Below are 20,459 nucleotides of genomic sequence, written 5' to 3'. Positions count from 1 at the left end.
CGACACCTCCGAAACACAGGGGCGGCGGCACACATCCGCCTAAAGCATCTCCAGTGCGGTCAAGCGGCCGCACACGGCATCGGCCTCGGCGGTGCGGTTCTGGGTTCGGTATAGCTCCACGGCCCGCTGCCAGGCCCCGCGGGCCTCCTCGTGCTGGTGCAGGGCCAGGTGAGTCTCACCGGCGTTGGCCAAGGTGTCGGCCTCGTTGGCGAAATCGCCAACCTCGCGGAAGAAAGCAAGAGCCTGCTCGTAGTACTCCAAGGCATCGCCGTAGCGGCCGGTGTGATGGGCTATGTAGCCCAGACTGTCCAGGGCCGACGCCCCGTGCTCCGGCAGGCTCTGTGCACGGAAGAGGGTGAGCGCCTGCTCGCAGTACGTCCGGGCGGGGGCGTACATCCCGAGCCTGGCATGCATCCAGCCGACCGCGTTGAGCTGATTCGCCTCCCAGAACGGGTGGCTCACTTCCTGGTACAGCCGCAGCGCATGCTTCGCGTGGTCCAGGGCGCGTGTGTTGTCGCCCTGCTCCTCCCAAGCCCGCGCCAAAGTGCGGTAGATGTGTGCCTGGCCCGCCAGGTCGTTCGAGCACTCGGCCAGATCGAGGGCTCGATGCAGGTGGTCGAGCGCCTGTGCGTGGTCACCGGCGCGGGCGCTGGCGAAGCCCAGGCGCCAGTGCGCCAGAGTCCGGGCCGCCGGGTTGTCCTTGTCGTGCTCGGCCGCGGTGAGGGCGGTCTGCCACACAGTCACGTACTCCTCCAGCCGATGCCGGCCCAGCTGATAGGAGATGAGCGTCCAGGCCAGCTGCCCTACGAAGCGGTGCCGGCCGAGGGCCGCCGCTTGCGCCTGGGCGTTGAGCAGACACTCGTGTTCGTCGTCAAACCACTGGAGCGCAGCCGCGGTGTCCTCTGGCGAGACGGGGTTGCTGCCGGGGGCCGCAGGAGTTGGCTCGGGCTGGAAGGGGGTGTACGGGCCGTCCAGCACCCGGTTGGCGGCGAACGCCGTGTGCAGGTAGTGGTCCAGAAGCCGGTTTTGGCCCGGTGCGGTCTCCTGTTCGACCAGACCGGCGGCGAGCTCGACGGCGTACAGGCGGACCAGGTCGTGCATCCGGTACCGCCCGGGACGGTGCTGGCGCACCAGGTGCGCGCTCTCCAGCTCCGCCAGCAACGCCTGGGCCTCGGCCCGGGCAAGTCCGGCCAGGCTTGCGGTGGCGGTGGCGGTGATGTCCGCACTTCGCACCAGCCCCAGGAAGGCGAATAGCCGACCGGCGGCCGGAGTCAGAGCCGCGTACGAAGAGGCGAAGACGGCGCGCACGTTCACCGTCAGGTCACCGAGGTCGAGCGCGGTGAGGCGGTCAGTGGTTCGGGCGAGTTCCTCGGCAAGGACGGCGAGCCGGAAATCGCGGTGCATGGCGGCGCGGGCGGCCACGATGGCCAGCGCCAGCGGCAGCCCGGCGCAGTGCTCCACCAGGGCCGCGAGAGCTTCCGGTTCGGTACTGGTGCGATCGGCGCCCAGGCGGCGTTCCAGCAGCTCCGAGGCTTCCTTTGGGCTCAGCACGTCCAGCGGCAGCAGGCTGGCACCGTGCGTGGTCATCAGAGGGGTCAGCCGGTTGCGGCTGGTGATGAGTACGGCGCAGGACGGGCCGCCGGGCAGCAGCGGGCGGACCTGGTCGGCGTCACGGGCGTCGTCCAGAACGATCAGCATCCGCCGGTTGGCCAGCAGACTCCGGTACAGGGCGGACTGGGCGTCGATGTCTGTGGGGAGGCGATCACGGGTGATGCCCAGTGCGTCCAGGAATCCGCTCAGCGCCACGTGGGCAGGCAACGGTGGCGTACGGGGGTCGAAGCCGTGCAGATCCACGTACAGCTGCCCGTCGGGGAAGCGCTGCGCGTTCTGACTGGCCCACTGGGCAGCCAGCCAGCTCTTGCCAACACCGCCTGGCCCGCAGATCACCGGGATCGCCACGGTGCCCTCCGGCGCGTCCCAGAACCCCTTGGTGAGCTGTTCCAGTTCCTCCTCCCGCCCCGCGAACAAGGCAGGCGGGGCCGGCATCTGGCACGGCACGGGGCGCGCGGGAGCGGCGGGCGCAGGCGTCTGGACGGTGAGGGACGCGTCGGCAGCAAGAATCCGCCGGTGCAGCCCGCGCAGTTGAGGACCCGGATCGATACCCAGTTCCTCAGAGAGCGTGCGGCGCGTGCGGTCGAAGTGCGCGAGTGCCTCCGCCGAGCGGCCGCAACGGTGCAGGGCGAGCATCAACTGCCCTGCCAGCCGCTCGTCCACCGAGTGCGCCGCCGCCTGCTCGGTCAGATCGGCGAGGACATCGGCGTGGCGCCCGCGCCTGAGGGCGATGTCATTGCGATCCAGCCTCATGGTGAACCGCTCGTGTTCGAGGGCCTCGCGCTGCGCGCAGAACCACGGCGTGTCCAGGGTGCCGAACCCGGGCCCGTGCCACAGGTGCAGTGCCTGCTCGAAGAGGTCTGCGGCCTGCTCGTCCCGCTCGCTGGCGCGTGCCCGGGCGACCAGGTCGCGGAACCGGTGCAGGTCCACCGCCGAGACATCGACCCCGAGCCGGTAGCCACCGGGTCCGCGGCTGATCCGTACGGCTCCGTCGCCGGCAGGCTCCACGGCGTGCCGCAGCCGGGAGAGGTAGCTGTACAGCGTCGGACGCCACCGCTGGGGCGGCCGGTCACCCCAGACCCGGTCGGCCAGCCGGTCCACCGGGACGCTCCGGTTGGCATCCACCAGCAGCGCGGCCAGCACGGATCGCTGCCGCAGATGCCCGAGGTCCACCGGGCTGTCGTCCACGTGCGCCTCGATCTCCCCGAGCACCCTGAAGCACAATTTCACCCGTACCCCTCCCCCGCAGCATCCCGTGGGCGATCTCTGCGTCACTGTGCCGTGATGTTTCGGCAACTGAACGCGATTCCCGGGCCCTTGTCCGAAAAACGGCCCAGCGCTGCCGGGCCGCGAGGGCTACCACCCACGACTCGAGGCCCTGCCAGGCAAGATCACCGGAACCAACTGGGCGAAGATCACATCCGCGTTCCGCCGTCCACGGCCCCACACCGGCCGCACTTCGCTCACCGGGATCCCTGCGGGTCGGTATCGAGGCTCGGAGAAGCGATCCGTTCGTCAAGATTCCTAAATGCTGGTGGACCCCTCAACGCGGCCATATGCCCGCAGACTCGCGAACTGAGACGACGTATAAATTGACGCGACGACGATGCCTCAACCGGCCCTGGCAAGGGCACCATGGACTGGTACGGGCTGGGGGCCGAGGCATGTAGGGGCGCGCGGTACCTGCTGCTGTCGGTCCTGGCAGGAGCCGCCGCGCTGCCCCTGGTTCTGAGCCTCCAGGGGGCAGGCTGCCACGTGCGCGACAGAGCCTTGACATTCCTTTCGCACTCACCATCTGCGGCCAGGCGGTGAACATGTGGCATGCGGCGTCCGTATCACTGATTGAGTGCGCGACCGCATCCCCGTCAGACGATGGGGCCGACAGCTGAAGGGCAGGGATCGACGATGCTGCGACCAACCAGATGGACGACCCGGGGTGGGCTTCTCGTAGCCGGAACAGCCGCCGCCCTGCTGGCTGTCGCTACGCCCGCCACCGCCGGCTCGGCAGCACTGTACTGCGGCGCCGGCCGCGGGCTGACAGCCGAGGCCGCGGTCCAGGGCGCGATCGACGACGCCGAAGTCTCGGCGAGCGCGGACGGCAGGTTCCACTGTGAACTCGATGGTGAGCCCCAGATCTTCGAGGTCTTCGACGACCCGAATTTCGGCCACATCTTCCGGGCAAGCGTGACCATGTCCTGCGAGTGATCTCACCGATTGCTGCTGTGTGCCCCGGCGCGCGACCGTCGGGGCACCATTCGGAGCATGCGCGTTGAGGTGCGGCCCGCGAGCCGGGGCGCAGTGACGGCTCGTTCAAGGAGAGCTTCGCCCTTGGGCAGCGCGAGTCACCGCCATTCAGGAGATAGCTCCTGACATCCTCGCCCTGCAGGAGTTCATCCTCGACGAAAGCGGAACCGGCCGCGACCGCTGGGAGAGCGAAGCCGCCTCGCTGATCCAAGACCTGTCCGAAGAATGCGGCCTGAGTGCTTCCGTGCGCGTCAGCGCCGGCCATCCGCACGGCACGGCCATGGCGGCAAACTGGCACCGTCCATGGTGGACCGCGTTGATGTGGAACCCCCACACCGTCGATGTAGTCGAAGGGTCATACCGCCCCTTCGGCGCCCCCGATTATTGGCATGGCTGCACCACAGCCCGCTTCGACGTCGGAGCCAAAGTCCCGGTCCTCATAGCCGGCTACCACGGGGACCCCTTCCGACCGGACTAACGGTACAACGAGGCGCTCCGACTCAGGGGCACCATCTGTACGACGGGTGGTGTCCGGCCCGCCCTCTGCGTGGGGGACTTCAGCTCGATCTGGATCAGGGCCCCCTCCCGACACCGTTGGGAAGTCGACTTGAGCGAATCCATCGACAAGCGGAGCTTCTCCGTGATCGCTGGTAAGGACGACTACCAACTGACGGTCAGCTGGGACGCCACACTCAAGAAGGTCTCCGGCCTCGGCCCCTGCGCCCGCTTCCCCGACCGCGCGCAAGAGGAGAGCCTTCGCCGCCCTCCCGTGGCATTTCGCTGGCGTGGGGTAGCCGGTCGTGGTGAGGTTCGGCCAGTCGAGGAGAGGAACGTCTTTCATGCGTGCTCGGAACATAGGTGCGTCAGCCGCCACGGCGTTGGCGCTGGTGGCCGCCCGCGACCTCGTGCAGAAGAAGCACGCACTGCTGAGGAACTTCCCCGTGCTGGGGCACGCCAGGTACTTGCTGGAGAAGATCGGCCCCGAGCTGCGGCAGTACGTCGTGACGTCCAACGACGAGGAACGGCCCTTCAGCCGTGACCAGCGCAGCTGGATCTACGCGTCGGCGAAGGAGGAGAACAACTACTTCGGGTTCGGCACCGACAACAACGTCGAGCATGAGCAGGGGCACGCGTACGTGAAGCAGCGCACGTTCGCCGGTCGGCTGCCCGATCTGCGCGACGCGCAGGCGCCGTTGCCCTCGGCAAAGGTGCTCGGCGGACCACGAGGCCGCGAGAAGGCGTTCCGTCCGGCGAGTGTCGTCAACATCTCGGCGATGAGCTTCGGCTCGCTGTCCGGCGCGGCCGTCACGGCACTCAACAAGGGCGCGGCGCTGGCCGGGACGATGCACAACACCGGCGAGGGCGGCCTGTCGCCTTACCACCTCAACGGCGGGGACCTCGTCCTCCAGATCGGTACGTCGTACTTCGGCTGCCGCAACGAGGACGGCACGTTCAACCTGGACAAGCTCAAGTCCGTGGTCGCGAGCGGGCCCGTGAAGGCGATCGAGATCAAGCTCTCGCAGGGTGCGAAGCCGGGGCTCGGCGGCATGCTGCCGGGTGCGAAGGTGACCGACGAGATCGCCGGGATCCGCGACATCCCCGCGGGCAAGGACTGCGCGTCGCCGTCGCGGCACACCGCGTTCCACGACGTGGACTCGATGCTCGACTTCGTGGAACTGCTCGCCACGGAGACCGGATTGCCCGTCGGGATCAAGAGTGCCATCGGGGAAATGGGCTTCTGGGAGGAACTCGCCACCCTGATGGAGCGAGGTGATCGAGGGGTCGACTTCGTGACCGTCGACGGAGGCGAGGGCGGCACCGGGGCTGCTCCCCTGATCTTCGCCGACTCGGTGTCCCTGCCGTTCCGCATGGGCTTCTCCCGCGTCTACAGCGTGTTCGCCGAGCGCGGGCTGACCGACGACATCACCTTCATCGGCTCCGGCAAGCTCGGCCTGCCCGAGAACGCCGTCGTCGCGTTCGCCCTCGGCGTCGACATGGTCAACGTGGGCCGTGAGGCGATGCTGTCCATCGGCTGCATCCAGGCGCAGAAGTGCCACACCGACGCATGCCCCACCGGCATCGCCACCCAGAACCCGTGGCTGACGCGCGGCATCGACGCACCCTCGAAGGCCATCCGGGCCGCGGGCTACCTGCGCACCCTGCGCAGTGAGTTGCTGAGGGTCTCGGGCGCCGTCGGCGTCGCCCATCCCTCGCTCATCGCCCCCACCGACATCGACATCCTCAACGGCGACTACGACGCCCGCACCCTGGCGAGCGTCTACGGCTACAAGGACGGCTGGGGCTCGCTCGGCCCCAAGCTCGCCGATGAGATCACCGAGCTGCTCCTTGCCTGAGCACGTCCTTGCCCCCTCGTCGGGTATGCGGAGATATGACTGCGGCCTGATCAGCACGCGACGTCACGAGTTTGCGCAGTCCTGTCCGGGGCGGTCCTCGGGGCGGGACGCTGCGCGCGAGGCGTGACAGCGGCCCGGGCGGCGCGGCCCGTACGGGAGTCGGGCCGCGCCGCGCGGGCGGGTCATAGCGCCGAGTCGAGGTGCCCGAGGTGCTCGATGAGGTTCATGTTCTCGGCGTAATCCACCGGGCAGTTGATGATCGACACGCCCGGGTCCGCCAGTGCCTCACGGAGCGTCGGCAGCAGGTCCCCGGCGGACTCGATGTGGTAGCCCTTCGCGCCGAAGCTGCGGGCGTACTGGACGATGTCCGGGTTACCGAAGTCGGTGTTGGAGTTCTCCCCGACCTCCAGGTCCATCTTCCACTTGATGAGCCCGTAGCCGTTGTCCTCCCAGATCAGCACGGTCAGCGGGATGTTCTCGCGGACCGCCGTCTCGATCTCCTGGGAGTGCATGAGGAACGAGCCGTCGCCGACCGCCGCCAGCACCTTCGTCTGCGGCCTGGCGAGCTGGACCGCGAGCGCGCCGGGCAGCGAGAAGCCCATGGTGGACAAGCCGTTGGAGATGAGGCAGGTGTTCGGCGCGTACGTCGGGTAGAGCCGGGCCATCCACATCTTCAGCGCGCCGGTGTCGACCAGCACGATGTCCTCGCGACCGAGCGCGGCGCGGGTGTCGGCGATGACGCGCTGCGGGGCGAGCGGGTAGCGCTCGTCCGCGGCACCCTGCTCGAGTTCCTTGGCCAGCAGCGCGCGGGTGGCCGTGGTGTCCTCGTCGTCGATGGTCCACCGCAGGCCGTCGAGTGCGGTGGCGAGGGCGTCGAGGGAGGCGGCGATGTCGCCGATGATGCCGACGTCGACCGAGTAGCTGTCGTCCACCTCCGCCGGGAAGCGGTGGATGTGGACGATCTTCTTGTCACCATCCGGGTTTATCCGGGACGGGTCGAACTCCTGCAGCTCGTAGCCGACGGCGATGACGACGTCGGCCTCCTCGAACCCGAAGTTGGTGTAGTCGCGCCGCATGAAGCCGAACGTGCCGGTCGCGCACGGGTGGTCGTCGGGCAGGACGCCCTTGCCGTGGAAGGTGGTCGCCGTCGACACGTCGAGTGCGGTAGCGAACGCCGTCAGCGACTCCTCGGCGCCGCCGCGCGCCGCGCCGTGTCCGGCGAGGATCACCGGCCGGCGGGCCTCCCGCAGCAGCTCCACCGCCCGCTTGATCTGCTTCGGGGACGGCGCCTCGGGCTGCACGACGTCCCTGCGCAGCGGGCGCAGGTCCGAGCCGTCCGTCGCCTCGTCGACATCCTCGGGCACGGCGAGGTAGACGGCGCCGGGCCGCTCGGACTCCGCGGTCTTGAACGCGCGCCGCACCATCTCTGGGATGGCCTGGGTGGCCGGGACGTCCGCCGACCACTTCGTGACCGGGGCGAACATGCTCACCAGGTCCACGAACTGGTGGGACTCCTTGTAGTTGCGCTCCTTGCCAACCTGCGCGGTGATCGCGACGACGGGCGTGCTGTTCGTCATGGCGTCGGCGACGCCCAGCATCAGGTTGATCGCCCCGGGCCCCAGCGTCGCGGACATCACACCCGCCGAGCCGGTGAGCCGGCCGTGCATCTCCGCCATGAAGGACGCGGCCTGCTCGTGCCGGGTGAGGACGTAGCGGATCTTCTCCGAGCGGGCGAGGGCGTTGGTGAAACGGATGTTCTCCTCGCCGGGCACGCCGAACACCACCTCGACGCCCTCGTTCTCCAGGCAGCGCACCAGGAGTTCGGCCGCTCCGTCGGGGGTCTGCTTCCGGTGCTCGGTGTCGCTCACGCTGATCGTGTCCTCTCCCGGGTTTCGGCCGCGCCGATGGGCGGACCGGTCAGTCGTCTACCCCGGCCCACCGCTCGGACGCCTGCGGACCGGGTCTTACGAGCCAGACCCTCGGATTCTTGATCGCTGCCCAGCGTTCCTCGTCGTCAGAGACCGCAGCCAGGGTCTGGTGGGTGCTGGACGTCATTCCAGAGCATCGGTGCTGCTCACCACCGGCTGGCCACCCGCCGATACGACTTCAGGGTGTTGTAGGAACGTCAATTCGACGGGCCTGTGCAGGGCACCACGCGCATCGCCGTGCGGGGCTGCCGGATCGGCGGCATCGACATCGAGGCGGGGCAGAGGGTCGTCGCCTTGTTCGCGGCGGCCAACCGCGACCCGGCCGCCTTCGAGTGGCCGGACGACCTGGTGCTCGACCGCTCCCCGAACCGTCACCTCGGCTACGGGCGGGGGCCGCACTCCTGCATCGGGACGACGGTCGCCCAGGCGGGCCTGCGCGCCCTGGTCGCGGCCCTGGCCGGGCACTCCGCCCGTCTGGAGGCCGCGGGCGACGGAGTGCGGCGGCGTACCGCGACCATGCGGGCCTTCGACTCGCTGCCCGCTGTCCTCCTTCCGCCGTCGACCCTTTCGCCCGTCTCTTGGAGTCCGCCGTGCGCATCCTGATCGGCAACCACATCGCCCCCTCTATACGGGCGCGCGGTGACATGCGCGCCTGGACCCAGCTCGCCTGTTCTGGTTCGCCCGCCCCGGCGACCTTCTCGTCCTGTGCTGCGAGCCGGATGCGGAGTTCGCCGACTGTGCCCTGGCTCACACCGGCGTGCGGTGCGAGGACCTGACCGTGCTGGCCGTTCCGCCCGGCGTATGGGGAGAGAAGCTGCTCGAACCCTCCTGCCTGACCGCGCCCGCGTTCCTCGACCGGGTGCGCGCCGCGCTCGGCCCGTCCGGGGCCGAGCGCGGTGGAGGAGGTGTTCGCGCTGTGGCCGTCGGCCGCCGTGGCGCGGTTCGCCGCCGCGGTGAGCGCGGCCGACCGGTATCTCGGCGCGGCGTTCTTCGCGCAGGGTGGCGTACTTCGGAACGGCGGACAGCTACCTGCCCTACCTGACGCGATTCCTCCGCCCTGGCGGACATCTGGCGATGGCGACTCCCGCCATGACACGGGAGGTCCGTGAGCTCGGAGCCATCCCACCTCACATCAAGAAGGTGGTCGGCTGGGAGGCGATTGCCTGGCACACGGCGGAGTGGTGGCGCTTTCAGTGGGCGATCACCGAGCTCGTGGAGGTCACTTCCGCGTGGTTGCCGCAAGACGCCTGGCGGGACTGGCTGTTGTGGGCCCGGGCAGCAGCCGAGCACACGCCCGACGGCCGGAGCGCGAACCAGCCCGTCATCGACATGCTCACCACAGACGGCGGAGAATTCCTCTCCTTCGCTCTGATAACTGCACGTAAGAACTGAGCAGACTTCACGCCGTCGGCAATTCTGTCTCTCCGATCGTGATCGGAGAGACAGAACCTAGAGCCTCACTGTCGTTGCCGGCCTTTCGGAGCGCGCCGGATCTCCAGCAGGTCTCGCACAGCTGCGTCATCCGTTGCTGCTCGCGGCAGATGACCGCCGGTGGGCCAGAATGCCTCCACGCAGGTGCCCGCATCCTCTGAAGGCCTCGGGCCGATGGCTCGCAGGCTGCGTACCGTGCGATCGCTGACGCATCCCCAGGGGCCGTGCTCATCGGTGAAGGCCGTGGCGGTCGCATTGCAGCGGGGCCGGGCGAGATCGGCCGTCAGCAGTTGCTGGTCACAGCGGTCGGGCTCGACGTGGCCGCCGTCGGCCCGGCAGGTAGGACCGGCGGGTAGGCACGTACCGGTCCAGGTGGCGATGCGGTGTCGGAAGAGGTCCAGTACCTGGACGTGGCCCTCCTGCACACCGCTTGCGGCATCAGCCAATACGGACAAGTCGGGCCCTGGTGGCCAGAGGATCCCCAGTCAGTTCCGCCAACAGATCCGTGCAGATCCATGCCGTTTTGTGAGGTACCCGAGTGCGAACCCCCTTCCCCGAAGGAGGTACATTGCCTAGCGACCACCGCGGGAGCTCGGGAGTAGCCGGGCTGAGAGGGCGGACGGGACTTGCTCCCCTTTCCGCCGACCGCATGAACCTGGACCGGGTAATGCCGGCGTAGGAAGAGTGTTGACGATGGATACTGCCTCCGTACCTGCCCAGCACGGCACTGCCGTCTCCCGTGATGCCGTGGCGGATGTGATCGCGTCGCTGCGGACCTCCGCACCCCTTGTGCACTGCCTGACCAACGTCGTGGTGTCGCAGTTCACCGCGAACGTGCTGCTCGCGGCGGGGGCTGCCCCCGCGATGGTGCACAGCGCGGAGGAGGCCGGAGCGCTGGCCCGGGTGGCCGGCGGTGTCCTGGTCAACCTGGGAACGGTGACGTCCGTGACGGCGGCGGCGATGCGCGTCGCGGTCACCGAAGCGGCCGGGGCCGGGCGGCCGTGGGTGCTCGACCCCGTAGCGGTCGGCCCGCTGCCCTGGCGCACCGAACTCGCCCGCGAACTGCTGGAGAGCGCACCCCCAGCGGTCGTTCGCGGCAATGCTTCCGAGATCCTGGCACTGGACGGCGGCACGGGCGGACGCGGCGTGGACAGCACGGACGCCCCCGAGGCGGCGCTGGCCGCGGCGGGCGCGCTGGCCCGGCGCTACGGCTGTGCGGTCGCGGTGAGCGGACCGGAGGACGTTCTCACGGACGGGACGCGCGTGGTGCGCCTGGCCAACGGGCACCCGCTGCTGACTCTGGTGACGGGAACGGGCTGCTCACTCGGCGCCCTGGTGGCCGCCTGCACAGCCGTCACCGGCGACGCGCTGCTGGCCGCCACTGCCGCGACCGGCCTGCTCACGGTGGCCGCGGAGGACGCCGCCACCCGCTCTGCGGGGCCCGGCACGTTCGCCGTCGCCCTGATCGACGCGCTGTACGAGCTCAGCCCTGAGCGGCTCACCGAGGCTCTCCACCTGCGTTGAGCATGCGCGTACTGCGCGTACTGCGCGTACTGCGGGGCCTGCGTGAGCAGTGGCCTGGACGCCACCCGCCGCACAGTGCCCGCCCACCCCGGGGCGGCGGCCCCGACACCGAGTCCGGCTGCCCTGTCCCCCAACTCGCCCCGGTGCACAACTCAAGGTCCCTGCATGTCAGGGCCTGCCGTCCCCCGTACCTCCCGATGCGTTTCCCACGCCTTTCCCCGGCCGGGAGACCCCAAGGAGCAACCCATGCGACCTCCTCTTGATCCGTCCCTGTATCTCGTGACCGACACCAGACTCTGCGGGCACCGCGGTGTCGCCGCTACCGTTGCGGCGGCCGTCAAGGGCGGCGTCACCGCCGTGCAGTTGCGCGATCCGGACGCGGACGCCCGCACGCTGTTCTCGCTCGGCCGTGCGATCCAGGCCGAACTCGCGGGCACGGGCGTCCCCTTGATCGTCAACGATCGCCTGGACGTGGCGGTCTGGTTGGACGCGGACGGCGTCCACCTCGGGCAGCGGGACGTCTCCCCCGAGAGCGCCCGGCGCCAGCTCGGTCCCGATAAGTACATCGGCCTGTCCGTCAGTCGTCTTGAGCAGCTGGCGCACGTGCCGGACTCCGTCGACCACCTCGGTGTCGGGCCGGTGTTCCCGCAGTCCACCAAGCCGGACGCGGACGCCCCGCTGGGTCTGGGCGGCCTGGCTCAGATCGTCCGGGAGAGCCCGCTGCCCTGCGTGGCCATCGGCGGGATCGGCGTGTCCGAGGCCGCCGCGGTCATGAGAAGCGGCGTGGCCGGGATCGCTGTCGTCAGTGCGGTCTGCGGGCAGCCCGACCCCGAGGCGGCAGCCCAGTCCCTCGTGCGTACTCTGCGACAGGAGATCCCCGCGTGACCAGCCCGCCCATCGCCCTGACCATCGCCGCCAGCGACCCCTCCGGCGGCGCCGGGATTCAAGCCGACTTGAAGGCGTTCTCCGCCAACGGCGCCTACGGAACAGCCGTTCTGACCGCCCTGACCGCCCAGAACACTCAGGGCGTCACCGGCATCCATGCCATTCCCCCGGCGTTCGTCACCGAGCAGCTCGACACGCTGTTCGCCGACGTCCCGGTGGACGCCGTCAAGATCGGAATGCTGGCCGACGCCGGCATCGCCGCAGCCGTCGCACAAGCCCTGGAGCGGCACCGCCCCCGGTACGTCGTCCTGGACCCCGTCATGGTCTCGACCAGCGGCCACCGTCTCCTGGAGGCCGATGCGGTGGCGGTGCTGCGCGACCGTCTGCTGCCTCTCGCCGACCTGATCACCCCCAACCTCCCCGAGGCCGGCGACCTGCTGGGCACCGCCGCGGCGAAGAATCGCGCAGAAGCCATAGAGCAGGCCCACGCACTCCTGAAAACCGGCGCCAGGCGTGTCCTGCTCAAGGGCGGCCACCACACACACGACGCAGCGTCCGTGGACATCCTCGTCGACGCCACACTCGCCACGGGCGCCGCGGGCGTCACCGAGCTGTCCGCACCTCGCGTCAACACGCGCAACACCCATGGCACCGGCTGCACCCTCTCCGCCGCGATCGCCGCCCTGCGCCCGCAACACGACGACTGGCACACCACCGTCAGTGCCGCGAAGGCGTACCTGACCGGGGCCCTGCGCGCGGCCGACACCCTGCACATCGGCAGCGGCCACGGACCTGTCCACCACTTCCACCAGTACTGGAGCTGAGCCCCATGACCACAACGTTCTGCGACGAGCTGTGGACGGCCACCGCCGAGATACGTGCGGCCATCGACAAGCTGCCGTTCGTCATCGCCCTCGGCGACGGCACCCTGGACCGGGAGAAGTTCGTCTCCTACCTGGCCCAGGACGCCCACTACCTGCGCGGCTACGCCCGCGCGCTGGCCAGCGCCGCCGCGAAGGCGGACCTGCCGCAGGACATCGCGTTCTTCGCGAAGTCCGCCCACGACGCCGTGATCGTCGAGAGCTCCCTGCACGAGAGCAACGTCGTCGACGTCGACGCCTGGACGCCCTCCCCCACCTGCACCGGGTACACCTCCTACCTGCTCTCGGTTGCTCACACCCAGGGCTACCCGGAGCTGGCCGCCGCGGTCCTGCCCTGCTTCTGGATCTACGCCGAGGTGGGCCGGGCGCTCCTCGAGTCGGCCGGCGACCTCGCCACCCACCCCTACGGCGACTGGATCGGCACGTACGCCGACGAGGAGTTCGAAGCCGCCACCGAACACGCCCGACAGATCGTCAGCCGGCTTGCGGACCAGGCCGACCCGGCCACCCGCGCACGGATGCGTACGGTCTTCACCACCGCGTCCACCTGGGAGTGGATGTTCTGGGACGCCGCCTGGCGCATGGAGACCTGGCCCGTCGGCGCCGCTCCTGCCCAGGTTTCGGAGCCCGCGAAGTGACGACCACCACCGAACCCGCCACCCCCAGACCGGCCCCGGCGAACGAGGCGCCGCTCACCCTCGACCAGCCCACACCCAAGGTCCTCAGCGGCCTGGACCAAGGCACCTTCTGGGCCAACCTGGGCGTCAGCCTGCTCGGCTTCAGCGGCATGCTGGTCGTCCTCGACCCCCTGGGCACCGGCGCTCCGACCCTGTCGTTCGCCGCGGCCGTCACCGCGTCCGTCGTCGGCACCCTGATCGGCACCGCCGCCCTGGGCCTCGCCGCCATCACCGGAGCCCGCACCGGCGCGCCCTCGATGGTCCTGCTGCGCGGCCTGTTCGGCGCGAAGGCGTCCTACCTGCCCACCGTCCTCAACGTGCTGCAGATGGTCGGCTGGGCCGTCTTCGAGCTGGTGGTCATCTCCACCGGCCTGAAGATCCTGGCCCGCCAGGCCTTCGGCGACCCGGGACCCGGCTGGCTGTACGTACTGCTCGCGGGCGCGGTGACGACAGCGCTCACGCTGCGCCCGCTCGGCGCCCTGCGCATCATCCGCCGCTACGTCACCATCGCCGTCGTCCTGGCCATCTGCTACCTGGGCTGGGACCTGGCCGGGCGCGGCATTCCGATGGAGGGCGGCTCCTGGAAGGACTTCTGGTTCGCCGCCGACAGCGTGATCGCCGTGTCGATCTCCTGGCTGCCGTTGGTCGCCGACTACGCGCGCCACTCCCGCAGCGAGAAGGAGGCATTCGGCGGCCTGGTCATCGGCCAGACCCTCGCGGGCGTCGCGGGCTCGGTCCTCGGCGTGGCCGCCCTCGCCATGATCGCGTTCGACACCACCGACCCGTACAAGGTCTTCGACCCGTTCACCGCCACCAGCGTCGGCGTGATCTGCTTCGGTGTCCTGGTCCTGCGCGAGGTCGATCAGTCCTTCGCCAACGTCTACTCCACCGCCGTCTCCGTCCAGAACCTGCTGCCCCGGGCCGACCGCCGCATCCTGTGCCTGATCAGCGGCACCTTGGCCACCGCCCTGGCCCTTCTGGTGAACATGGACAGCTACGCCAGCTTCCTCTACCTGATCGGCGCGGTCTTCATCCCGATGTTCGCCGTCCTCGTCGTGGACTACTTCGTCCTCGGCGGCCACCGCACCTGGGACGTCTCCGAACAGGCCCCCACCCGCTGGGTCATGCTGCTGCCCTGGGCGCTCGGCTTCGCCACCTACCAACTGATCGCGCCGACGAACATCGCCGGCTGGTCCGACTTCTGGGCCTGGCTGCAGGACGCCGTGGGCTTCACCGTCCAGCCGTGGATGAGCGCCTCCCTGCTCTCCTTCGCGGTAGCCGCCCTCACCACCCTCGCCGTGGGCCTAAGGGGGCGGCACGTGGCAGCGTCGGCCGAGCGGCACCCCGGGGAGTAACTCGTAGCACCACGGGTGCTACCTGGGCCAGCGACGCCTCGGAGCACGCCGCCGCATGCACGGCCGCCCCACCCGATGCCATCCGGCAACCGGGGGGGGCGATCGTCTTGATGTGTCAACTGTCGAGGAGCGTGCCGTGGGCGATCGGCGAGTACACCTGTACGAGCATGTTGCGGTCCTGGCAGCAGGCCAGCCTGGAACCCGCTCGCCGCTGCTATGGTCACCGATTTCGCAGCCGTGCCGGAAAAGCACCGCAACTACGTCCGCATTCCTTTCACCGACCCTGCCATGCGGAATCTCTATGCCGGTTGGAAAACCGTCGCCCGCACGGCGGTCGCACAACTGCGCATGGAGGCAGCCAAATATCCTGACGATCCACGGCTGACCGCACTGGTGGGTGAACTGTGCGTCCAGGACACGGACTTCCGCACGTGGTGGGCCCGCGCGCCAGGTTGCCACCCTCACCGCCAGCACCGACCCCGACCAGCAACTCGCCGTATGGACTGCAGAATTCGGATCGCCCACCCGCGACAGCCTGCGCATCCTCGCGTCCTGGGCCGCCGACCATGCCCGACCCTCGACCGCCACGTAAGCGAGCGCGCGGCAGGGCGCGGCCGTCCTACGAGGAGGTTCCCGGTGGCGTCGATCCGCGAGCCGGACTGTGCATGGGGCGGGGAGCGGTCATGTCGAGCAGCAGCAGGGCGTCGTGGTCGGGGCTGCCGGGTTCGGCGGTGTAGACGCCGATGCGTTGCCCCGGGGTGCCCTCGATGTGGAGGGACTGCGAGGTCAGGGTGAGGGCACCGACCTGTGGGTGCTGGAACGTCTTGTGGGCGGGTTTGCGTCCTGTCACCTCATAGCGCTCCCACAGGCCCGCGAAGTCCGGGCTCTTGAGCAGGAGTTCGCCGACGAGGTTGGTCAGATCCGGCGCATCGGGTGCGGTGCCAGCGGTGGCACGCAGGCGGGCGACGCAGGCGGTGATCTGGCGGTCCCAGTCGGGGAAGAGATCACGGGCCGCGGGGTGGAGGAAGAGGTAGCGGGCGAGGTTGCGGTGCTTGGCGGGCCAGTCCTCGAGTCCCGCGTACAGGGCGAGCCCGCCGGGATTCCACGCGAGCATGTCCATGCTACGACTGATCACGTACGCGGGGTTCGGGCGCAGGGACTCCACCAACAGCTTGAGGTGGGGTCGCACGGTGCGGCTGGGCGCGGGCGGCGGTTCGGCGACGTAGCGGGCGGCGCGGGCGGCGAGCTCGCGCAGGTGCTGGTGCTCCTGGTCGTCCATGTGCAGGGCGCGGGCGAGCGCGTCGAGGACGGCGGGGCTGGGGCGGGTCTCCTTGCCGCGTTCCAGGCGAACGTAGTAGTCGATGCTGATGCCGGCCAGGGTAGCCAGCTCCTCGCGTCGTAGTCCCGGGGTGCGGCGGGTGCCGGCGCCGGGTGTGAGGCCGACGCGTTCGGGACTGGTCTGGGTGCGGCGGGCGCGCAGGTAGCGGCCCAGCTCGGCGCCCTCGCTGTGTGCGCTCGTCGATGCCATGCCCCCAGTCTCACCCGCCCTACGCCTGCCGCGCAGCGCCGAGGGGGGCCCTGTCATTACCCCCGAAGAGCCCGCCCTGCCACACGCGCGCAATCCGGGCGAAGGTGAAGGAGCAATACACCCCGGCCCCCGGCCCCTGGGCCGGGCAGGCGCGCCCTGCCCGGCCGGGCGAAGGTAAAGGGGGCTGGACATCTGCGATGTGGAAGAAGGGCGAGATGCGGTACATCAAGCTCCGTGACCTGGAGGTTTCCCAGATCGGTCTGGGCGCTATGGGCATGTCCCACGGCTACACCGGCTCCGGCACCGACGACGCGGAGTCGATCCGGACGGTGCACCGGGCGCTGGAGCTGGGCGTCACCCTGATCGACACCGCCGAGATCTACGGCCCCTACACGAACGAGAACCTGCTCGGCCGGGCTCTGAAGGGCCGCCGGGACACGGTGGTCCTCGCGACGAAGTTCGGTCTGGTCTCGCACGGCGGCGACGGCCCGTGGAACCTGGACTCCAGCCCGGCGAACATCCGCACGGCCGTCGAGGGCTCGCTGAAACGGCTCGGCACCGATCACATCGACCTGTACTACCAGCACCGCGTCGACCCGAACACGCCGATCGAGGAGACCGCGGGCGCCGTCGGCGAACTGATCGCCGAGGGCAAGGTGCGCGTCTTCGGGCTCTCGGAGGCCGGCCCGGACACGATCCGCCGCGCCCACGCCGTCCAGCCGGTCACCGCCGTGCAGTCGGAGTACTCGCTGTTCACGCGCGGGATCGAGGAGCGGGTGCTGCCGCTGCTGCGGGAGCTGAACATCGGCCTGGTGCCATTCTCCCCGCTCGGACGGGGGATGCTGACCGGCACGGTGCGCTCCACCGACCAGTTCGACGAGAACGACTTCCGCCGCGGCAACCCGCGCTTCACCGGCGAGAACTTCCAGCGCAACCTGGTCCTGGCCGATCAGGTCAAGGCCCTGGCCGACGAGATTGGCGCGACGCCGGGACAGGTGGCCTTGGCCTGGCTGCTCGCCCAGGGCGACGACATCGCCCCGATCCCCGGCACCAAGCGCGTGTCCCGGCTGGAGGAGAACGCCGCCGCCGACGCCGTCAGCCTCACCCCGCAGCAGATCCAGACGCTGACCGCCCTCCCGCCGGCCTCCGGCGCCACCCACACCGAGGCCCAGGCCCGGATGCTGGAGCGCTGACCCCCGCACCCGCCGGGGCGCCGCGCTCCGCATCCCCGCACCCCCCGTTTGGAGTACTACCGTCATGCGTGCAGCCATGATGTACGGAGCCGGAGACGTCCGCGTCGAAGACCGGCCCGACCCGAAGATCGACCAGCCCACCGACGCGGTCGTCCGCGTCGTCGCCTCCTGCGTATGCGGCAGCGACCTGTGGCCCTACGCCTCCATGCCCGCCTCCGACACCGGCCGCCCCATGGGGCACGAGTTCCTCGGCATCGTCGAGGACACCGGCGCAGAGGTGACCGGGCTGACGGCAGGCGACCTGGTCGTCGCCCCGTTCACCTACAGCGACAACACCTGCGACTACTGCGCCAAGGGCCTGCACATCTCCTGCCGCCACGGCGGCCGGTACGGCTTCGACGGCGTGGACGGCGGCCAGGGCGAAGCCGTCCGCGTCCCACAGGCCGCCGGCACCCTGGTCAAGCTCCCGGTGGGCGCGGACTCCGCGCTGCTGCCGTCCCTGCTGGCCCTGTCCGACGTCATGACCACCGGCCACCACGGCGCCCTCACCGCCGGCGTCACGCGCGGCGACACCGTCCTCGTCGTCGGCGACGGCGCGGTCGGCCTCTGCGCCGTGATCGCCGCCAAGCGGCTCGGGGCGGAGCGGATCGTCCTCGCCGGACGCCACCAGGCGCGCACCGACCTCGGCCGCGACTTCGGGGCCACCGACGTGGTCGCCGAGCGCGGCGAGGAGGGCATCGCCCGCATCAAGGACGTGACCGGCGGCGGCGTGAACAAGGTGATCGAGGCCGTCGGCACCCGCCAGACCCTCGACACCGCGCTCGGAGCGGTCCTCGACGGCGGCACCGTCAGCCGCCTCGGCGTGCCTCAGTACGAGCAGGGCCCGATCGGACCGGCCCTCTTCATGCGCAACATCACCCTCACCGGTGGCGCCAGCCCCGCCCGCGCCTACATCGAGCAGCTCCTGCCCGACGTCCTCGACGGGACCATCGCCCCCGGCCGCGTCTTCGACCGGACCTTCTCCCTCGACCGGACCCCGGACGCCTACCGAGCCATGGCCGACCGCCAGGTCCTCAAGGCCCTCATCCGCCCCTGACCACGACCGGCCCCCCCTCACCGGCCTCCGCACAGCAAAGGACACCCCTGATGAAGACCGTCACCCTGAACAACGGTGTCGTCATGCCGCTGCTCGGCTTCGGCGTCTACCAGATCCCCGCCGAGGACACCGAGCGCACCGTCTCCGACGCGCTCGCCGCCGGCTACCGGCTGCTGGACACCGCCGCGGCCTACGGCAACGAAGAGGCCGTAGGCCGCGCCATCGCCTCCAGCGGCATCCCGCGCGAGGACCTCTTCGTCACCACCAAGCTGTGGGTCCAGGACGCCCCGGCCCAGGACAACACCCGCCGCGCCTTCGAGACCTCGCTGACAAAGCTGGGCCTGGATCACCTCGACCTGTACCTGATGCACCAGCCCTTCGGCGACGTCTACGGCCAGTGGCGTGCCATGGAGGCCCTCAACCGCGAGGGCCTGGCCCGCGCGATCGGCGTCGCCAACTTCTACCCCGACCGGCTGATCGACCTGATCGTCAACAACGACATCACCCCGCAGGTCAACCAGATCGAGACCCACCCGTTCTTCCAGCGCGCCGACTTCCACACTCTGATGCGCGAGCACGGTGTGCAGCACCAGTCCTGGGGCGGCTTCGCCGAGGGCAAGAACGACCTGTTCACCAACCCTCTCCTCGCGGGCATCGGCAAGGAGCACGGCAAGTCCGTCGCGCAGGTCGTCCTGCGCTGGCTCACCCAGCGCGACGTCATCACCATCCCCAAGTCCGTACGGGCCGAGCGCATGGCGGAGAACTTCGACGTCTTCGACTTCAACCTGACCGACGAGCAGATGGCCGAGATCGCCACCCTCGACACCGGCAACTCCCTGTTCTTCGACCACCACGACCCCGAGATCGTCACCTGGCTCGCCAAGCGCCGCCTCGACGCCTGATCCGAAGTTCCACGGCTGCAGCGGGCGGCAGGCCGTCAGCCTGCCGCCCTGTCGATCGCTCGAACCTCGTCTTTGGGACCCACCTGTGACCCGAACCGACCGCCTGCCGGCGCGGCGCGAAGTCTTGCGGGCCGCGCTGCTGACCGGAGCTGCCGCCATGACCACCCCCGCACTCGCCGCCTGCGCAGGCGACCCCGACCGGCAGAACTCCGGCCAAACCTCGACCTCCGCGACATCCGAACCCACGAGTACGCCTCGCGGCCGGATCCTGCTCGCCTACTTCTCCCGCCCCGGTGAGAACTATTACTACGGCGACCGCACCTACCTCGAGACCGGCAACACCGAAGTCGTGGCCCGAAAGATCCACGACCTGATCGGCTGCGACCTCTACCGGATCGAGCCCGCTGACCCCTACCCCGGCGACTACGACGCGACCGTCAAGCGCAATGTCCGCGAACAGGACACCGACGCCCGTCCCGCCATCAAGGGCCGCCTGCCTCGCCTGGAGGGGTACGGAACCATTCTGCTCGCCAGCCCGATCTGGAACGTCCGCGCGCCCATGATCATGACCACCCTCACCGATGGGCTGGACTTCCGCGACAAGACCGTCCACCCCGTCACCACTTACGCCATGAGCGGCTTGGGCACCACCGAACGCGACTACGCAGCCGTCTGTCGCGGAGCCACCATGGGCGCCGGCCTCGCTGTCCAGGGCGAGAAAGCCAACGACGCCGGGCCCACGATCAAGGCGTGGCTCCAGCGCACGGGCCTGCTCCAGGGATAGTCACACGGTGACACGCCTGGGGATCTTGCGCAGCCAGCGGGCGAACTCATGGGCCTCCTCCGTGTG

General features: G+C 69.9%; 17 protein-coding genes, 1 pseudogene and 1 riboswitch. Of the genes and pseudogenes, 15 read left to right on the top strand and 3 right to left on the bottom strand.

Features of this window, described 5'->3' with window-relative positions:
• Positions 1–39 precede the first annotated feature (39 nt).
• Positions 40–2,841, bottom strand: coding sequence for an AfsR/SARP family transcriptional regulator (locus tag ACZ6ZP_RS18460; RefSeq protein ID WP_399976417.1), 2,802 nt, complete (start codon positions 2,839–2,841; stop codon positions 40–42).
• A gap of 675 nt (positions 2,842–3,516) precedes the next feature.
• On the opposite strand from ACZ6ZP_RS18460, the gene ACZ6ZP_RS18455 reads away from it, so the two are divergent.
• Both ACZ6ZP_RS18455 and ACZ6ZP_RS18450 read left to right on the top strand, forming a co-directional pair.
• The gene (locus tag ACZ6ZP_RS18455) at positions 3,517–3,816 is read left to right on the top strand and encodes a hypothetical protein (protein ID WP_469407507.1); all 300 of its coding nucleotides are present in this window, start codon (positions 3,517–3,519) and stop codon (positions 3,814–3,816) included.
• 878 nt (positions 3,817–4,694) lie between these two features.
• Entirely contained in the window at positions 4,695–6,209 is a 1,515-nt protein-coding gene (locus ACZ6ZP_RS18450) for an FMN-binding glutamate synthase family protein (RefSeq protein WP_469407506.1), read from the top strand.
• Between the two features lie 182 nt (positions 6,210–6,391).
• On the opposite strand, the gene ACZ6ZP_RS18445 is transcribed toward ACZ6ZP_RS18450, so the two are convergent.
• Entirely contained in the window at positions 6,392–8,077 is a 1,686-nt protein-coding gene (locus ACZ6ZP_RS18445) for an acetolactate synthase large subunit (protein ID WP_366463787.1), read from the bottom strand.
• A 273-nt stretch (positions 8,078–8,350) separates the two neighbouring features.
• Between ACZ6ZP_RS18445 and ACZ6ZP_RS18440 the strand changes: the two genes are divergently transcribed.
• From ACZ6ZP_RS18440 to ACZ6ZP_RS18400, 9 genes and pseudogenes are all read left to right on the top strand, one after another.
• On the top strand, positions 8,351–8,740 hold the full coding sequence (locus ACZ6ZP_RS18440; RefSeq protein ID WP_469407504.1) for a cytochrome P450: 390 nt from the start codon (positions 8,351–8,353) through the stop codon (positions 8,738–8,740).
• Positions 8,741–8,789: 49 nt separating this feature from the next.
• A complete protein-coding gene (locus ACZ6ZP_RS18435) occupies positions 8,790–9,179 on the top strand; it encodes a preATP grasp domain-containing protein (protein WP_383825199.1) in 390 nt (129 codons plus the stop codon).
• Positions 9,180–9,211: 32 nt separating this feature from the next.
• The gene (locus ACZ6ZP_RS18430; RefSeq protein WP_383825012.1) at positions 9,212–9,529 is read left to right on the top strand and encodes a hypothetical protein; all 318 of its coding nucleotides are present in this window, start codon (positions 9,212–9,214) and stop codon (positions 9,527–9,529) included.
• A gap of 613 nt (positions 9,530–10,142) precedes the next feature.
• Positions 10,143–10,268: riboswitch (TPP riboswitch) on the top strand.
• Positions 10,262–11,092 (top strand): hydroxyethylthiazole kinase, encoded by an 831-nt coding sequence (thiM, locus tag ACZ6ZP_RS18425; RefSeq protein ID WP_383825009.1) that lies wholly within the window; start codon positions 10,262–10,264, stop codon positions 11,090–11,092. It overlaps the preceding riboswitch by 7 nt.
• Positions 11,093–11,338: 246 nt before the next feature.
• Positions 11,339–11,977, top strand: a complete 639-nt coding sequence (thiE, locus tag ACZ6ZP_RS18420) for a thiamine phosphate synthase (RefSeq protein WP_351167800.1) — start codon at positions 11,339–11,341, stop codon at positions 11,975–11,977.
• A complete protein-coding gene (gene thiD, locus ACZ6ZP_RS18415) occupies positions 11,974–12,801 on the top strand; it encodes a bifunctional hydroxymethylpyrimidine kinase/phosphomethylpyrimidine kinase (RefSeq protein ID WP_469407503.1) in 828 nt (275 codons plus the stop codon). Before thiE ends, thiD begins: the two co-directional genes overlap by 4 nt.
• A 5-nt stretch (positions 12,802–12,806) precedes the next feature.
• Positions 12,807–13,496, top strand: coding sequence for a TenA family protein (locus tag ACZ6ZP_RS18410; protein WP_469407501.1), 690 nt, complete (start codon positions 12,807–12,809; stop codon positions 13,494–13,496).
• The gene (locus ACZ6ZP_RS18405; protein WP_469407499.1) at positions 13,493–14,890 is read left to right on the top strand and encodes a purine-cytosine permease family protein; all 1,398 of its coding nucleotides are present in this window, start codon (positions 13,493–13,495) and stop codon (positions 14,888–14,890) included. Before ACZ6ZP_RS18410 ends, ACZ6ZP_RS18405 begins: the two co-directional genes overlap by 4 nt.
• 192 nt (positions 14,891–15,082) lie before the next feature.
• A pseudogene (locus tag ACZ6ZP_RS18400) lies at positions 15,083–15,482 on the top strand (MmyB family transcriptional regulator); the annotation flags it as partial.
• 27 nt (positions 15,483–15,509) lie between these two features.
• Here ACZ6ZP_RS18400 and ACZ6ZP_RS18395 read toward each other — a convergent pair.
• The gene (locus ACZ6ZP_RS18395; protein ID WP_351167808.1) at positions 15,510–16,418 is read right to left on the bottom strand and encodes a helix-turn-helix transcriptional regulator; all 909 of its coding nucleotides are present in this window, start codon (positions 16,416–16,418) and stop codon (positions 15,510–15,512) included.
• Positions 16,419–16,633: 215 nt separating this feature from the next.
• Here ACZ6ZP_RS18395 and ACZ6ZP_RS18390 point away from each other — a divergent pair, with 215 nt between their 5' ends.
• The 4 genes from ACZ6ZP_RS18390 to ACZ6ZP_RS18375 all read left to right on the top strand — a co-directional run bounded on the left by ACZ6ZP_RS18390 (position 16,634) and on the right by ACZ6ZP_RS18375 (position 20,393).
• Positions 16,634–17,611 (top strand): aldo/keto reductase, encoded by a 978-nt coding sequence (locus ACZ6ZP_RS18390; protein WP_469407498.1) that lies wholly within the window; start codon positions 16,634–16,636, stop codon positions 17,609–17,611.
• Positions 17,612–17,675: 64 nt separating this feature from the next.
• Positions 17,676–18,707, top strand: coding sequence for a zinc-binding dehydrogenase (locus ACZ6ZP_RS18385; RefSeq protein ID WP_383824993.1), 1,032 nt, complete (start codon positions 17,676–17,678; stop codon positions 18,705–18,707).
• 50 nt (positions 18,708–18,757) lie between these two features.
• Positions 18,758–19,609 carry an aldo/keto reductase gene (locus ACZ6ZP_RS18380; RefSeq protein WP_469407496.1) on the top strand — a complete coding sequence of 284 codons (852 nt, stop codon included), beginning with the start codon at positions 18,758–18,760 and terminating at the stop codon, positions 19,607–19,609.
• Between the two features lie 157 nt (positions 19,610–19,766).
• Entirely contained in the window at positions 19,767–20,393 is a 627-nt protein-coding gene (locus ACZ6ZP_RS18375) for a flavodoxin (protein ID WP_469407494.1), read from the top strand.
• Positions 20,394–20,459: the final 66 nt, after the last annotated feature.

This window comes from Streptomyces sp. NPDC054047, from assembly GCF_055585065.1.
This window is presented reverse-complemented; position numbering and strand designations above follow the sequence as displayed.

Excerpts from the sequence above, each read along its gene's own strand:
- ACZ6ZP_RS18410 (WP_469407501.1), top strand. The coding sequence starts at position 12,807 with ATGACCACAACGTTCTGCGACGAGCTGTGGACGGCCACCGCCGAGATA.
- ACZ6ZP_RS18450 (WP_469407506.1), top strand. The coding sequence starts at position 4,695 with ATGCGTGCTCGGAACATAGGTGCGTCAGCCGCCACGGCGTTGGCGCTG.
- thiE (WP_351167800.1), top strand. The coding sequence starts at position 11,339 with ATGCGACCTCCTCTTGATCCGTCCCTGTATCTCGTGACCGACACCAGA.
- ACZ6ZP_RS18430 (WP_383825012.1), top strand. The coding sequence starts at position 9,212 with ATGGCGACTCCCGCCATGACACGGGAGGTCCGTGAGCTCGGAGCCATC.
- ACZ6ZP_RS18395 (WP_351167808.1), bottom strand. The coding sequence starts at position 16,418 with ATGGCATCGACGAGCGCACACAGCGAGGGCGCCGAGCTGGGCCGCTAC.
- ACZ6ZP_RS18390 (WP_469407498.1), top strand. The coding sequence starts at position 16,634 with ATGCGGTACATCAAGCTCCGTGACCTGGAGGTTTCCCAGATCGGTCTG.
- ACZ6ZP_RS18455 (WP_469407507.1), top strand. The coding sequence starts at position 3,517 with ATGCTGCGACCAACCAGATGGACGACCCGGGGTGGGCTTCTCGTAGCC.
- thiM (WP_383825009.1), top strand. The coding sequence starts at position 10,262 with ATGGATACTGCCTCCGTACCTGCCCAGCACGGCACTGCCGTCTCCCGT.
- ACZ6ZP_RS18385 (WP_383824993.1), top strand. The coding sequence starts at position 17,676 with ATGCGTGCAGCCATGATGTACGGAGCCGGAGACGTCCGCGTCGAAGAC.
- ACZ6ZP_RS18380 (WP_469407496.1), top strand. The coding sequence starts at position 18,758 with ATGAAGACCGTCACCCTGAACAACGGTGTCGTCATGCCGCTGCTCGGC.
- ACZ6ZP_RS18375 (WP_469407494.1), top strand. The coding sequence starts at position 19,767 with ATGACCACCCCCGCACTCGCCGCCTGCGCAGGCGACCCCGACCGGCAG.